Source organism: Amycolatopsis sp. NPDC101161 (assembly GCF_044768185.1).
Lineage (GTDB): Bacteria > Actinomycetota > Actinomycetes > Mycobacteriales > Pseudonocardiaceae > Amycolatopsis.
The window spans coordinates 1,291,646-1,304,725 of record NZ_JBIWPI010000001.1; the positions used below are offsets into that span (position 1 = coordinate 1,291,646).

The window sequence follows — 13,080 nt, forward strand, 5'->3', positions numbered from 1 at the left end:
ATCCATGGTTGCCGCGGGTCCGAGTCGATGTCCAAGACCTCTTCCGGCCGCGGCGATACCCTGGTGGCATCGCCGGATCGCGGGAGGCCCTGATGGATCTGGACCTGCGCAAGCTGCGCTATTTCGTCGCGGTCGCCGACACGCTGCACTTCGGCCGCGCCGCCGAACGGCTGCACATCGCGCAGCCGGTGCTGAGCCGGCAGATCCGCGCGCTCGAACAGGATCTCGGCACCGCGCTGTTCTCCAGGGACAGCCACGGGGTGACGCTGACCGACGCCGGCACGCAGCTGCTGACCGACGCCGCCCCCTTGCTGGCCTCCGCCGACGCGGCCCGCCGCCGGGTGACCGCGGCCGCGCGGGGCGACCGGCGGCTGATGGTCGGCTTCCGGGCCGGCGTCGCGGTCACCCCGGCGATCCACCGGTTCGCCGTCCGGCACCCGGATGTGCGGGTCGACGTGCAGCGCATCGAAGCCGACGAGCAAGCCGAAATGCTGCTCGACGGCCGCATCGACATCGGCTACGTGCGGCTGCCCCTCGACGAAGCGGGCCTACGCGTCGTTCCGCTCTACACCGAGCCGCGGGTGGCGGTCCTGCCCGCGCGCCATCGGCTGGCCGGCAAGGAAGAAGTCACCGAGGCCGACCTGGCCGGCGAGCCGCTGCTCTGGCACGCCGACGCGAGCACGCAACCCACCAGGCGCCCGCACCTCAACGCCGGGTACCTGGTTCGCGGCGTGGACGAAACGCTCGAGCACGTCGCCGCCGGCCGGGGCATCTCGTTCCTCGCGCGCTCGGCGACCGTCTTCTACACGCATCCGGAAGTCGCCTACGTGCCCGTCCCGGATCTGGCGCCGGACCAGGTGTGCCTCGCCGTGGCGACCGCACATTCCTCACCGGTGGTCGACGACTTCTTCGCCGCGGCTCAGGCGGCGGCCGAGACCACGGCGGAATGCGGCAACCACGAAATGTGGCAGCTCGGCGGCGATCCCCTCACCAAGGACCGCTGACCCTCACCGCTGAGGTGACGCCGGGATCGCGTTGTCGATGAGGACGGCGGCGATGGCGGCGGCGGTGGGGAAGGTTTCGGTGTTGAGAGCCCGGTTGCGGGCCGAGGCGCCGTCGAGGAGCAGCGCCAGTTGTTCGCCGAGCTGGTCGGGGTCGGTGGCGCCGGCTTCGCGTGCCGTCTCGGCGAGCCGGGCGGCCACGGCTTTCTTGTAGTCGTGCGCGCGCCGGCGTGCGGGGTGTTCGGGGTCGGGGATTTCGACGGACGCCGCGATGAAGGGGCACAGCGGCGTGATGTCGTCCTGGGTCGCGGTCATCGGCAGCTCGAAGGCCGCGAGGAGCCGTTCGCGAGGCGTGAGGTCGGTGCGGTCGAACACTTCCGGCATGACGTCGGGATCGAACCGGCGCAGGTACTCGGCGACGAGTTCGTCTTTGCCGGCGAAGTGCTGGTAGGCCGTGCGTTTCGACACCTGGGCCGCCGCGCAGAGCTGGTCCATACCGGTCTGGTTGATGCCTTGCTCGCGGAACAGCTGTTGTGACGCGCCGAGGATGCGCTCGCGCGCGCCCCGGCCGCGGCGCAGGCCCTGGGGGCCCTTCTCCAACTCCGTCATGAGCCCAGTCTAGCCGGGTTGGGTACGGACCGGTGTACATAGCTTGCGCCGCGGTCGACCCTCCGCTACGTTAAGCACACAGATCGGTGTACATAACTAGGCAACGGAGTGATCGTGGGAAAGCTCGAGGGCAAGGTCGCGGTGATCACGGGCGGCACGAGTGGCCTGGCGCTGGCCGGCGCCAAGCTGTTCGTCGACGAAGGCGCGTACGTCTTCGTCTCGGGCCGGCGGCAGGAAGCGGTGGACGACGCCGTCAAGCTGATCGGCCGGAACGTGACCGGCGTGCAAGGCGACGCGGCCGACCTGGCGGACCTGGACCGTCTGTTCGACACGGTCAAGCGGGAAAAGGGCGCGATCGACGTGTTGTGGGCCAGCGCCGGGGTGGGCGAGCAGCGCCCGCTCGGCGAGATCACCGAGGAGCACTTCGACACCACCTTCGGGCTCAACGCGCGCGGCACGCTGTTCACGGTGCAGAAAGCGCTTCCGCTGTTCAACGACGGCGGCTCGATCTTCATGACCGGGTCCAACGCTTCACTCAAGGGATATCCCGAGTGGAGCGTGTACGCGGCGAGCAAGGCCGTGCAACAGGCTTACGCCCGCGTGTGGCTGTCCGAGCTGAAGGACCGGCGGATCCGGGTGAACGTGCTGACTCCCGGCCAGGTCGCCACGCCGAAGCAGCAGGAGCTGTTCGACGAGGAGACGATGCGGCAGTTCGAATCCCTGATCCCGCGCGGGGAAATGGGGAGGCCCGAGGAGATCGCGACGGTCGCGCTGTTCCTCGCCTCGGACGACTCGAGCTACGTGAACGGGATGGAGCTGGCCGTCGACGGCGGCGTCGCGGTGATCTGAGCGCCGGAGTCGACCTTTTCGCCCGCACCGTCGGTGGGCTGGCGATGGCCGGCGGCAACGCCGAGGTCATGGGCCGCCGTGCGGCCGGCCGCACGGCGGCCGCACGGCGCTATACGGATACGCCACCTGGTTCCGGCAGTAGCGAGCTTGCCCTACTTCGTCACTGAGCAAGGGTGTCGAGGACCACGCGGAACCGCGCGTTGCCGGACATCATGCGCTCGTACGCCTTCGGGGCCTCCGACAGCGGCATGATCTCGTTGCGGCTGCGGATTCCGCGGTCGTGGGCCAGGCGCAAGCTGTCCTCGTTCTCGATCGACGAACCGGTGAGCGCGCCGGTGACCGAGTGCGTGCCGAAGATCAGGTCCGGCGTCCGGATCTCGATCGGGTCCGGGGCGGCTCCGACGACCAGCAGCTGCCCGCGGGTGCCGAGCCCGGCGACGAGCGGGGACATCGATGCGCCGCTCGACGCCGTCGCGATGATCGCCGCCGCTCCGCCGAGCCGCTTCAGCTCTTGGCCCGGGTCGGCCGCCGTGCTGTCGATGTACTCGTCGGCGCCGAGTTCCGCGGCCAGCTCGGCTTTCCCGGTGCCACGGGCGATCGCCGCGACGCGGTAGCCGAGCGTCTTGGCGTACTGGACGCCGAGGTGGCCGAGGCCGCCGATGCCTTGCACCGCCACCAATGACCCCGGTCGCGCGTCGGCCGTCAGCAACGCGCGGTACATGGTGAGGCCCGCGCACAGCAGCGGTGCGACGTCGAGGGGCTGCGCGCCGGCGGGGATGCGGACCAGGCCGGTGGCGCGGGCGTACGCCACTTCGGCGTAGCCTCCGTCGGTCGTGGTGCCCGTCCACGGCTGGTCGGTGCAGTTGACGAAGTCGCCGCGGCGGCAGTTCTCGCACTGGCCGCAGTGACCGTTGAGGTAGCCGACGCCGACGTGGTCGCCCGGCGCCCAGGCGGTCACGCCGGGGCCGACGGCGTCGACCACGCCGACGATCTCGTGGCCGGGCACGACCGGCACCGACGGATCGGCACGCATCCCTTCGACGGCGAGGGTGTCGCTGTGGCAGACGCCGCAGGCTTCGACGCGCAACCGGACTTCGCCGGGCAGCGGGTCGCGGAGTTCCCGTTCCACCAGGGTGAACCGGCGCGTGCCGGTCACTTCGAACGCACGGTAGGACATCACTGGGCTCCCAAGGGGTTCACCTGGCGATCGAGATCGCGCAGGACGTGCAGGTAGGCTTCGGAGAAGGTCGGGAACGGCTGGACGACGTCGAGCAGCACGGCCAGCGGGACGCGGGCCCGGATGGCCAGCGTGGCCTGCTGGAGCCATTCGCCGGCCTCGGGACCGGCCGCGTACGCGCCGGTCAGCCGCTCGCCGTCGGAGACGACGGTGAGGAAACCGGGCCGTGTGTCGTAGGCGCGGGTGTAGGTCGCGGTGCGCGGGACTCCGGAGAGCTGGACCGTCGCGGTGAAAGCGCCCTCGGCGGCGCCGACGGCCGCGGCCTGCGGGTCGGTGAAGACGACCCGGGGGATGGCGTCGTAGTTCACCGTCGTGGGCCGGCCGAGGATGTTCGCGGCCACGACCCGGCCCTGGTACTCGCCGACGTGGGTCAGGTTCCACTGCCCGGTGACGTCGCCGACGGCCCACAGGCCGTCCCCGGCCGCCATGTGCTCGTCGACCGGGATGCCGTGCGGATTCGCTTCCACTCCAACGGTTTCGAGGCCGATGCCGTCGACGCGGGGTCGTCGTCCGGTGGCGACCAGCAGCCGCTCGGCGCGCAGCTGCGTGCCGTCCGGAAGGTCGAGCACGTACTCGTCGCCGTCGAGCCGCGCGGCGCTCGCGTGCTGTCCGAGGTGCAGCGCGACGCCGTCCGCGCGCAGTGCTTCTCCGACGGCTTCGCCGAGTGCCCGGGGTTCGCGGGGGAGGACGTGATCGGCACCGTCGACCACCGCGACCTCGGCGCCGAGGCGGGTGAACGCCTGGGCCAGCTCGACGCCGGTCGGCCCGGCCCCGAGGACGAGCAGGCGGCTCGGCACTTCCTTCGCACCGGTCGCTTCGCGGTTCGTCCACAGGCCCGGCAGCTCGCGCAGGCCGGGTACGGGCGGGATGACGGGGGCGGAGCCGGTCGCGACGACGACGTGCTCGGCGGTGTACTCCTTCCCGCCGACGGCGACGGTGTGCGGCCCGGCGAGCCGGCCGTCGCCGCGCAGCACCTCGATTCCGGTGTCGCGGGCCCACTTCTCGGCGCCCGCGTCGTCGTAGGACGAGACCATGAAGTCGCGCCACGCCAGTGCGGCGGCGACGTCCGGACGGCCGGTGACCGCCTCGCGGGCGCCCGGGACGTCGCGGGCGGCGGCCAGCGCTTCGCCGGGCCGCAGCAGGGTCTTGGACGGGATGCACGCCCAGTAGGAGCATTCGCCGCCGAGCAGCTCCCGCTCGACGACGGCGACCCGCAGGCCGCCCGCCGCGATCGCGGCCGCGGTGTGTTCGCCCGGTGCGCCACCGCCGAGGACGATGGCGTCGAAATCGCGTTGAGCCATGGTTCCTTCTTTCCGGGTTCCGGGATGGGTTCAGGCGTCCTGGTGTTCGGCCATGTACTTCGCGTACCAGGCCGGCCACTGTTCGTCGTACTGGCCGGTTTCCTTTTCGTGCTCGCCGTGTGCGGCGGCGGCCTCGCGCAGTGCGTCTTCGAGCCGCTGGGTGGAGCCGTAGGTCACGCCGTCGACGCGTCCGGGCAGCCGGGTCGTGACCTCCTGCAGCTGCCAGGTGTTGCCGTCGGGGTCGCTGAAGGACGCGAACGAGGAGTAGGTGCCGCGGTCGGGGTGCACGCCCGGGGCGAACGCGCCGGTCTGGTCGCGGTGGAAGACCTCGCTGACGTCGGCGCCGTGGCCGGTGAGTTCTTTGCGGGCGGCTTCGATGTCGTCGACGACGAGGTAGGTGTTGCGTACCGCGCCGGGGGTGGCGTCGGTGATGCCGGTGCCGAAGTGGATCGAGGTCGGTGATCCCGGCGGGGTGAGCTGGACGATCCGGGAGGTGCCGAAGGTGATGTCGGCGTCTTCGCGCCAGCCGAGCGCTTTGTAGAAGTGTTTGGTCCGGTCGACGTCGGTGACGGGCAGGACGACGACTTCGAGTTTCATGTCCATGATCTGAACTCCTCTTCGGGGAGTGGCGGGTTTCTCTCGCCTTCACATTCGTCGTCCCGCGGCCCGTTCGCCCCCGTGTGACACCCTGGTCCGTCCCGGGCCCCGGCCCCGGGGATCGCGCTAGGGTCCGGGGCATGTCGGGTCCCGAGCTGATCGGCCGCGAAGACGAGCTCGCCGCGCTCGACGGCGTGCTCGCCGCGGCGCGAACCGGGCACAGCCGGGTGCTGGTGCTGCGCGGCGAGGCGGGGATCGGCAAGACGGCGCTCCTGGAGCACGTCGCGGCGCGGGCGACCGGCTTCCGGGTGGCGCGGACGGCCGGCGTCGAATCCGAGCGCGAGCTGCCCTACGCCGGCCTGCACCAGCTCTGCGTCCCCTTCCTCGACCGGCTCGGCCACCTGCCGGCGCCGCAGCGGACCGCGCTCGGCACGGCGTTCGGCCTGACCGCGGGCGAGCCGCCGGACCGGTTCCTGATCGGGCTCGCGGTGCTGACCCTGTTCGCCGGGGTCGCCGAGGACCGGCCGCTGGTGTGCCTGGTCGACGACGCGCAGTGGCTCGACCGGGTGTCCGCGCAAACGCTCGCGTTCGTCGCGCGGCGGTTGCTGGCCGAGCCGATCGCGCTGGTCGTGGCGGTGCGCGAGCCCGCGGAGCAGCTGGACCTGGCGGGTCTGCCGGAGCTGGCCGTGCGCGGCCTCGGCGAAACGGCCGCCGGCGCGGTGCTGGACTCGGTGCTCAAGGGCCCGCTGGACGGCCGGGTCCGGGACCGCATCATCGCCGAAACGCACGGCAACCCGCTCGCGCTGGTCGAGCTGCCCCGGTTCTGGACCGCCGCCGAACAGGCCGACGGGCTCTTCCGCCCGGACGGCGACGCGCTGGCCGACCGCCTCGAGCGGTGCTTCCTCCAGCAGCTGGCCCCGCTGCCGCCCGACACCCGCCGGCTGCTGCTGACCGCCGCCGCGGAGCCGCTGGGGGACGCGACCCTGCTCTGGCGCGCGGCCGGGGAGCTCGGCCTGGGCGCGGACCCCGCGGCCGCCGCCGAGGCGACCGGGCTGGTCGAGTTCGGGCCCCGGGTCCGGTTCCGGCATCCGCTGGTGCGCTCGGCCGTCTACCGGTCCGCTTCGGCCGGGGAGCGGCAGGAGGTGCACCGCGCGCTCGCGGCGGTCACCGATCCCGCCGTCGACCCGGACCGGCGGGCGTGGCACCGCGCGCAGGCGACCGTCGTCCCGGACGAAGCCGTCGCGACCGAACTCGAGCGTTCCGCCGGGCGCGCCCGGGCACGCGGTGGCCAGGTCGCCGCCGCCGCGTTGCTCGAACAGGCGGCCACCCTCACCCCCGATCCGGCGCTGCGCGCCCGGCGCGAACTCGCGGCCGCCCGGGCGAAACGCGGTGCGGGCGCGCTCGAAGCGGCGCTGGACCTGCTGGGCGCGGCCGACGCCGGACCGCCGGATCCGGCGCGGGACGCCGAGTCCGGCCGCCTCCGCGGGCAGATCGCGTTCGACCAGCGGCGGGGGCGGGACGCGGTGGCGCTGCTGCTGCGCGCGGCCGGATGCCTCGACGGCGACGAGGCCCGCGAAACGTACTTGGAAGCGCTCGGCGCCGCCGTGTGGGCCGAATCCGACGTCGTCGAGGCCGCCCGGCGGACCCGGGCGGCGCCGGCGGCCCCGGTGCCACCGACCGCCGTCGACGTCGTCCTCGACGCGCTCGCGACCCGGCTCACCGACGGCTACGCGGCCGCGGCCCCGCGGATGACCGAAGCGGTCGGCGTCGTCCGCGCGCTCGGCACCGGTGGCGAGGACACCGGGCGCGTGCTGTGGCTGCTGGGCAACCGGGCCGCCGGCACCCTCGCGACCGAGCTGCTGGACTACGCCACCGGCCGCGAGCTCGCCGAGCGCCAGGTGCGGCTGGCCCGCGACACGGGCGCGCTCGTCCAGCTGCAGTTCGCCCTCAACTTCCTCGCCAACCACGAGCTGCTGGCCGGCGACCTGACCGCGGCCCGGGCGCTCGTCGAAGAGGACCGGCTCCTCGCCGAAGCCACCGGCGGCCGCCCGGTCGGGTACAGCGCGATCCTGCTCACCGCCTTGCGCGGCCGGGACGGCGCCGCGGAGATCGCGGCCGCTGCGACGGCGGCGTCCGAGCGGGGCCAGGGCCGGGTCGTGCGGTTCGCCGACTACGCGCACGCCGTGCTCGCCAACGGCCTCGGCCACCACGAGGCCGCCCGCGACGCGGCTCTCCGGGTGTTCGAGCGCGACACGGTGGGCCACCAGGCCCTGGCGACGGCGGAGCTGGCGGAGGCGGCGTCCCGAACCGGCGACGGCGACCTCGTCGCCGCGGCGCTGGCCAAGATGTCCGAACGCGCCCGGGTCACCCCGACGGCGTGGACCCGAGCCCTCGAAGCCCGCTTGCGGGCGCTGGCGGGTGTCACGCCCGGCGAGTGCTACGCCGAGTCGATCGCGTTGCTCGCCGGGACTCCGTTGCGGGTCGAACTGGCCCGGAGCCACCTGCTGTTCGGCGAATGGCTCCGGCGCGAAGGACGCCGAGTCGACGCCCGGGAGCACCTGCGCACCGCCCACGTCATGACGTCGGAGATGGGCCTCGAAGCCTTCGCCGACCGCGCGCGCCGCGAGCTGCTGGCCACCGGCGAGACGGCGCGCAAACGCACCGCCGGGACCGCCGAAGAGCTGACCCCGCAGGAGTTCCAGATCGCCCGCCTGGCGCGCGAAGGACTGTCCAACCCGGAGATCGGGACGAGGCTCTTCCTCAGCCCGCGCACCGTCGAATGGCACCTGCGCAAGGTTTTCGGCAAGCTCGGGATCAGCTCAAGGCGCCAGCTGCGCGAAGCTGTCACCAGGTGATCGGGAGGGCGACGGGACCGCGTACCGCCATGCCGCTCTTCCACGTCAGCTCGGCTTCGGCACTGCGGTTCGCGGACATCCCGTACATCCCCAAGCCGCGCAGGCAGGCCAAGCCGGCCCGCCGGCGCCGCACGTGACAACACCCGGGGCCGTGGAGGACGCTGCCGACATGACGAAACTCGACGGGCAGACGGTCGTGCTGGTCGGCGGCAGCGCCGGCATCGGGTTCGAGACGGCGCGCCTGGCGCGGGCCGAAGGCGCCGAAGTCGTGCTCACCGGCCGCGATCCCGACAAACTCGCGCGCGCGGCCGAGACCGTGGACGCGCGCAGCACCGCCGCGTTCGACGCTTCCGACGCTTCGGCCGTCGCGAGCTTCTTCGCGGACTTGCCCGGCACGATCGACCACGTCCTGGTCACCGCGGGCGGCCCGCACTACGGGCCGTTGCTCGAGATGAGCGCCGAGGACGTGCGGACGGCCCTCAGCGACCACATCGTCGTCTCGCTCGAGATCGCCCGCCACGCCGCGCCGAAGATGCGGCCCGGTGGGGCGATCCTGCTGATGGGCGGCACCGGCGGCCGGCGCATCGGGCACGGCCTGGGCATCGTCTCGGCCGCCACCGCCGCGTTGCCGCCGTTCACCGCCGCGCTCGCGCTCGAACTCGCGCCCGTGCGCGTCAACTTGATCGCCGCCGGGTTTGTCGACACGCCGTTGTCGGCGGCGCTGCTCGGGGACAAGCTCGAAGACCGCCGCGCCGAGCTGCGGGAGAAGCTCCCGATCGGCCGGGTGGTGGGCCCGGCCGACGTCGCCGCGCTGGCCGTCCACCTGATGACCAACACCGCGCTGACCGGCGCGACCTACGACATCGACGGTGGGCAGCAGTTCGTCTTCTGAGCGGCGGCTCAGAGCGCGGTGCGGGGCCGGAGCGCCGACGGCTCGCCCCGCTTCAGGGCCTCGACGTGCTCGGCGAGGGCGAAGGCGTCGCTCAAGGTGGCTCCCGCGTCGAGCCGGTCGATGATCGCGGTTTCGGCCTTCTTGATGGCGCGCGCGGCGGTGAGGAGGCCGCGGATCCGGTCCGGGGCCACGACTACGAGGCCTTCGCCGTCGGCCAGGACGAGGTCGCCGGGGTTCACCGTGACGCCGCCGCACGTGACCGGCACCTGCAGCTCGCCGAGCTTCGCCGCCGTGCCGGAGAGCGGGGTGACGAACCGGCTGTAGACGGGCAGGTCGCAGCCGGAGACGTAGGCCAGGTCGCGGTAGCCGGCGTCGACGACGATGCCGCCGAGGGAGCGCGCGAGGGCGCCGCGGGCGAACAGTTCGCCGCCTAGGGCGATCTCTCGCGCGCCACCGTCGACGACGATCACGTCGCCCGGCTCGGCGGCTTCGACCGCCTGGAGCACGCCGAGGAAGTCGTCGCGGCACCGGACCGTGAAGGCGGGCCCGAACATCCGCGTGCGGGCGGAGCGGGCGCGGATCGCGCTGTGCAGCACGCGAGTGGTTTTGTCGGCATCGCAGAGCGCGGTCGTGTCGACCGCGAAGAACTCCTGGGCGAGGTCGTCGTTCACCGGCATGCCGGGATGGTAACCGCGGGCCGGCCGCCTACCCGGCCGGCGGGAAGGTGGCGACGACCGGAGCGTGATCGGAGCCCGACGCGCTGACGTGCGCCGCGGGGCGATCGGTCACCGACGGCAGTTTCCCCTCGTGGACGACGTCGACGCCGGGGAACGGCTTGACCAGCGCGTGACTGACGAGCACGTGGTCGATGAGCTCGCGGCGGCCGTTGTTGACGCGGGAGTAGCGCCGCTCGGCGGGGATGAGCGCCGCGAGGTTCCAGAGGCGCCAGCGGTCGCCGCCGTCGGGGCGGTCGAAGCCGGTGGTGCCGATCTCGGAGCCGGGCGGGCCCAGCAGGATCTGCGTGGTGGCGGCGGTGGCTTCGTCGTTGAGGTCGCCGAGCACGATGAGCCGTTCCTGCTCGCCGGCTTGCAGCAGCGTGGTCGCGAGGTCCCGGACGGCGGTGGCTTCGGCGGTGCGGCGGTAGAGGGCGTAGGCGCCGTAGCGGGCGCGTTCGCCTTCGCCGTGGGGTGCGAACCGGCCGCCGGGGTAGGACAGCAGCTTGGACTTCAGGTGGCAGGTGATCAGGGTGAGCGTGGTGCCGGGCGCGTCTTCCACGGTCACCGCCAGCGCACCGCGGCCGAGCGCGTCACTGCGGGCGGCGGGCGGGTCGGCGACCTGGACCGGCGCCAGCTTCGGTGGCAGGGCCGCGGTGTCGGCGACCACCGTCAGCGGCAAGCGGGAGAGGAAGCCGACGCGGATCCCGCGTGCGTCGGGGTGTCCCGAGCACGTGGTGTGCCACGGTCCGGGCAGCCGGCCGGCCAGGTCGTCCAGCGCGGCGGGGTCGCCGACCTCCTGGACGGCCAGCACATCGGGACCGAACGCCGTGATGGTGTCGCGCAAGGCGTCCAGCTTGGTGTCGTAAGCCGCCTGGTCCGGGGGCCCGTCGCCACCGGGGCGGAACAGGTTTTCCAGGTTCCACGTGCCGATGACGACCATGACGCCTCCCGGGTCCTCCGCGCGGCGGGAACCGGATCCGGCGCGCCCGCTACCCGAGAACTCGCCGGATCCCGGGGCGCGGTTACAGCCTTCACCTGATTGCCGTAACCGGCTGCGAGCGTCCTTTTCGGATCGACGGGGATCCGGGGATGACCATTTTTCCTTGGGACCGCACAGTTGGTCCGGAAGTGGCAACCCGGCGCCTCGCGCAATCGGCAACATCCTTTCCGGACGCGGCCGCCTGCGCCGATCCTGCTCGGCGTCGCGGCCGGGTGGCCGACGCTCAGCCCGCGGTTGCTTGGTCAGTTCTCGCCTTCGAGGGTGTCGACGATCGCGCGCAGGCTGTTGAGCAGCTGCGAGTGCTCGGGAGCTTTCGCGATCGCTTCCATGGCGAGCTGGACCGGCTCGAGCGATCGCCGCGCGTCGAGAACCGCTTGGTGTCCGCGCTCCGTGAGGTGCGCCGGACGGGCCCGTCCACTCGTCGCGGTGGCGGACCGCTCCACGAGACCACGGCGCTGCAGCCCGCGCAGCACGTCGTTCATCGACTGCGCCGTCACGAACACGCCCCTCGCGAGCTGCGCGTTCGTCTGCGCCGGTTCGCGGTGGAGGAGTTCCAGGCACGAGTACTGCGGCACTGTCAGCCCGCAGGGCCGCAGGGCGCTGTCCATCGCGGCGTTCAGTGCCGTCTGCGCCTGCTTCAGCACGTAGCCGAGGTCCTCGTTCAAGGGTTTCCTGGTCACCTCTTGCACGATATCAGGATCCTGACATAGGCTGGCCATATCAGGGTCCTGATATACAGAAAGTGAGAACAGCATGCGCGTCACCGGCCCCACCTTCATCGCGCTCCAAGTCGCGGACCTCCAGGCGTCGGCCGCTTTCTACGAGGGCCGGCTCGGTCTCGCCCGGACCCCGGGCGGGCCACCGCACGCCGTCGTCTTCGACACCTCACCCCTTCCCTTCGCGGTCAGGGAACCGCTTCCCGGCTTCGACCCGGCGGCTGCCCAGCCGTCGCCGGGCGCGGGTGTGGTGCTGTGGCTGGAAGTCGACGACGTCCAGCAGGCTCATGATCAGCTCGCCGAGTCCGGGGTGCCGATCGTGGCGCCGCCGTCGCTCAGTCCCTTCGGGCCGATGTTCACCTTCCGTGATCCCGATGGTTACGCCGTCACGCTCCACAGCCGCGCATAGGAAGAGGGGACGGGCTCAGGAGTTCCAGGCGGACCGGATCGTCTCGAACTCGCGCAAAGCCTGCCGCTCACCGATCTGCAGGGCGTGCACGGCCAGGTTCGGGTCCATCAACATGTGCGGCGGAGCTTCGATTTCACTGAAGTCCGCCTCGATCGCCAGCACCCGCGCGGTGTCACGCAGCCGGGCCAGTTCCTCGTTCGCCCCGGCGATGGAGGTGGCCAGAGCGCTGTCACCCGGCGATCCCAGTGGGTGGCACGAAAGCACGACGACCACATCGGACGGCGGGGCGGCCGGGAGGTTCAGGTGGCTGAGAACGCCACCGTCCATGTGGTGGCGTCCCTCGATGACGACGGTGGGGAACAGCAAGGGCACGCAACAGCTGGCGGCCACGGCATCCCGCAGCGCGGCCCCGGATTCTTGGCTCCACACCACGAGATCGCCGGTCTCGACGTCGATCGACGTGCATCGGAAGCCCGCCGGCCACGGGATGTCGTCCAATGAGCTGAACAACGCGTTGTAGGCGTCGCGGGAGGGCGTGGTCGCCTCCCGCGACGCACGGCCGAGGATCCTGAGCGCCTGCCGGGGATCGTTCCCGAAACTCGCTTGGCGCAACGCGTTCAAGAAAGCCGCGTTGCCCGACGCGAGGAGGTCGGGGGCGATGTCTTGTCCGAGCGCGGCGAGGCCGGCGAGGGCGTCGGTGACCTCGCGGCCGCCGGCCAGGAGCGCGCCGACGAGCGCACCGGCGGAAGTGCCCACGATCGCCTCGGCTCCGGCCAAGTCGATACCGGACTTGCGCAGTCCCGTCAGAAAGCCGATCTGCCAACCGACACCGACGGCGCCGCCTCCGCCGAGCACCAGGGAGCGCGTGGGTGAACCAAACCGTGCGGAAGCCATTTTT

13 protein-coding genes are annotated in these 13,080 nt (G+C 72.4%); 5 read left to right on the plus strand and 8 right to left on the minus strand.

Annotated elements, in window-relative coordinates; translation table 11 throughout:
- Positions 1 to 92 precede the first annotated feature (92 nt).
- Positions 93 to 1,004 (plus strand): LysR family transcriptional regulator, encoded by a 912-nt coding sequence (locus tag ACIRSS_RS06400; protein WP_400891276.1) that lies wholly within the window; start codon positions 93 to 95, stop codon positions 1,002 to 1,004.
- 3 nt (positions 1,005 to 1,007) lie between these two features.
- On the opposite strand, the gene ACIRSS_RS06405 is transcribed toward ACIRSS_RS06400, so the two are convergent.
- A complete protein-coding gene (locus tag ACIRSS_RS06405) occupies positions 1,008 to 1,610 on the minus strand; it encodes a TetR/AcrR family transcriptional regulator (RefSeq protein WP_400891278.1) in 603 nt (200 codons plus the stop codon).
- 114 nt (positions 1,611 to 1,724) lie between these two features.
- On the opposite strand from ACIRSS_RS06405, the gene ACIRSS_RS06410 reads away from it, so the two are divergent.
- Entirely contained in the window at positions 1,725 to 2,459 is a 735-nt protein-coding gene (locus tag ACIRSS_RS06410; protein ID WP_400891281.1) for an SDR family NAD(P)-dependent oxidoreductase, read from the plus strand.
- A gap of 160 nt (positions 2,460 to 2,619) precedes the next feature.
- On the opposite strand, the gene ACIRSS_RS06415 is transcribed toward ACIRSS_RS06410, so the two are convergent.
- Genes ACIRSS_RS06415 through ACIRSS_RS06425 form a run of 3 tightly spaced genes read right to left on the minus strand, consistent with a single transcriptional unit; the run spans position 2,620 to position 5,600 of the window.
- Positions 2,620 to 3,636, minus strand: a complete 1,017-nt coding sequence (locus tag ACIRSS_RS06415) for an alcohol dehydrogenase catalytic domain-containing protein (protein ID WP_400891284.1) — start codon at positions 3,634 to 3,636, stop codon at positions 2,620 to 2,622.
- A complete protein-coding gene (locus ACIRSS_RS06420) occupies positions 3,636 to 4,997 on the minus strand; it encodes a dihydrolipoyl dehydrogenase family protein (protein ID WP_400891286.1) in 1,362 nt (453 codons plus the stop codon). The genes ACIRSS_RS06415 and ACIRSS_RS06420 overlap by 1 nt, the downstream gene beginning before the upstream one ends.
- Positions 4,998 to 5,027: 30 nt before the next feature.
- Entirely contained in the window at positions 5,028 to 5,600 is a 573-nt protein-coding gene (locus tag ACIRSS_RS06425; RefSeq protein WP_400891288.1) for a VOC family protein, read from the minus strand.
- A gap of 134 nt (positions 5,601 to 5,734) precedes the next feature.
- Here ACIRSS_RS06425 and ACIRSS_RS06430 point away from each other — a divergent pair, with 134 nt between their 5' ends.
- Positions 5,735 to 8,449: an ATP-binding protein gene (locus ACIRSS_RS06430; protein ID WP_400891290.1), complete on the plus strand. Its 2,715-nt coding sequence runs from the start codon at positions 5,735 to 5,737 to the stop codon at positions 8,447 to 8,449.
- A gap of 169 nt (positions 8,450 to 8,618) precedes the next feature.
- Complete coding sequence (locus tag ACIRSS_RS06435) at positions 8,619 to 9,341, plus strand: SDR family NAD(P)-dependent oxidoreductase (protein ID WP_400891292.1); 723 nt, start codon at positions 8,619 to 8,621, stop codon at positions 9,339 to 9,341.
- 8 nt (positions 9,342 to 9,349) lie between these two features.
- On the opposite strand, the gene ACIRSS_RS06440 is transcribed toward ACIRSS_RS06435, so the two are convergent.
- The 3 genes from ACIRSS_RS06440 to ACIRSS_RS06450 all read right to left on the minus strand — a co-directional run bounded on the left by ACIRSS_RS06440 (position 9,350) and on the right by ACIRSS_RS06450 (position 11,812).
- Positions 9,350 to 10,018, minus strand: a complete 669-nt coding sequence (locus ACIRSS_RS06440) for an RraA family protein (protein ID WP_400891295.1) — start codon at positions 10,016 to 10,018, stop codon at positions 9,350 to 9,352.
- A gap of 28 nt (positions 10,019 to 10,046) precedes the next feature.
- A complete protein-coding gene (locus tag ACIRSS_RS06445) occupies positions 10,047 to 10,997 on the minus strand; it encodes an endonuclease/exonuclease/phosphatase family protein (protein ID WP_400891297.1) in 951 nt (316 codons plus the stop codon).
- 302 nt (positions 10,998 to 11,299) lie between these two features.
- On the minus strand, positions 11,300 to 11,812 hold the full coding sequence (locus ACIRSS_RS06450) for a MarR family winged helix-turn-helix transcriptional regulator (protein ID WP_400893393.1): 513 nt from the start codon (positions 11,810 to 11,812) through the stop codon (positions 11,300 to 11,302).
- On the opposite strand from ACIRSS_RS06450, the gene ACIRSS_RS06455 reads away from it, so the two are divergent.
- Positions 11,811 to 12,182, plus strand: a complete 372-nt coding sequence (locus ACIRSS_RS06455; RefSeq protein WP_400891299.1) for a VOC family protein — start codon at positions 11,811 to 11,813, stop codon at positions 12,180 to 12,182. The two genes, ACIRSS_RS06450 and ACIRSS_RS06455, sit on opposite strands and share 2 nt — an antisense overlap.
- Before the next feature lie 15 nt (positions 12,183 to 12,197).
- On the opposite strand, the gene ACIRSS_RS06460 is transcribed toward ACIRSS_RS06455, so the two are convergent.
- Positions 12,198 to 13,076 (minus strand): patatin-like phospholipase family protein, encoded by an 879-nt coding sequence (locus ACIRSS_RS06460; protein WP_400891301.1) that lies wholly within the window; start codon positions 13,074 to 13,076, stop codon positions 12,198 to 12,200.
- Between the last annotated feature and the right edge of the window lie 4 nt (positions 13,077 to 13,080).

Coding starts and splice junctions, on each gene's coding strand:
- ACIRSS_RS06400 (WP_400891276.1), top strand. CDS start 93: ATGGATCTGGACCTGCGCAAGCTGCGCTATTTCGTCGCGGTCGCCGAC.
- ACIRSS_RS06405 (WP_400891278.1), bottom strand. CDS start 1,610: ATGACGGAGTTGGAGAAGGGCCCCCAGGGCCTGCGCCGCGGCCGGGGC.
- ACIRSS_RS06415 (WP_400891284.1), bottom strand. CDS start 3,636: ATGTCCTACCGTGCGTTCGAAGTGACCGGCACGCGCCGGTTCACCCTG.
- ACIRSS_RS06420 (WP_400891286.1), bottom strand. CDS start 4,997: ATGGCTCAACGCGATTTCGACGCCATCGTCCTCGGCGGTGGCGCACCG.
- ACIRSS_RS06425 (WP_400891288.1), bottom strand. CDS start 5,600: ATGGACATGAAACTCGAAGTCGTCGTCCTGCCCGTCACCGACGTCGAC.
- ACIRSS_RS06430 (WP_400891290.1), top strand. CDS start 5,735: ATGTCGGGTCCCGAGCTGATCGGCCGCGAAGACGAGCTCGCCGCGCTC.
- ACIRSS_RS06435 (WP_400891292.1), top strand. CDS start 8,619: ATGACGAAACTCGACGGGCAGACGGTCGTGCTGGTCGGCGGCAGCGCC.
- ACIRSS_RS06440 (WP_400891295.1), bottom strand. CDS start 10,018: ATGCCGGTGAACGACGACCTCGCCCAGGAGTTCTTCGCGGTCGACACG.
- ACIRSS_RS06445 (WP_400891297.1), bottom strand. CDS start 10,997: ATGGTCGTCATCGGCACGTGGAACCTGGAAAACCTGTTCCGCCCCGGT.
- ACIRSS_RS06455 (WP_400891299.1), top strand. CDS start 11,811: ATGCGCGTCACCGGCCCCACCTTCATCGCGCTCCAAGTCGCGGACCTC.
- ACIRSS_RS06450 (WP_400893393.1), bottom strand. CDS start 11,812: ATGCTGTTCTCACTTTCTGTATATCAGGACCCTGATATGGCCAGCCTA.
- ACIRSS_RS06460 (WP_400891301.1), bottom strand. CDS start 13,076: ATGGCTTCCGCACGGTTTGGTTCACCCACGCGCTCCCTGGTGCTCGGC.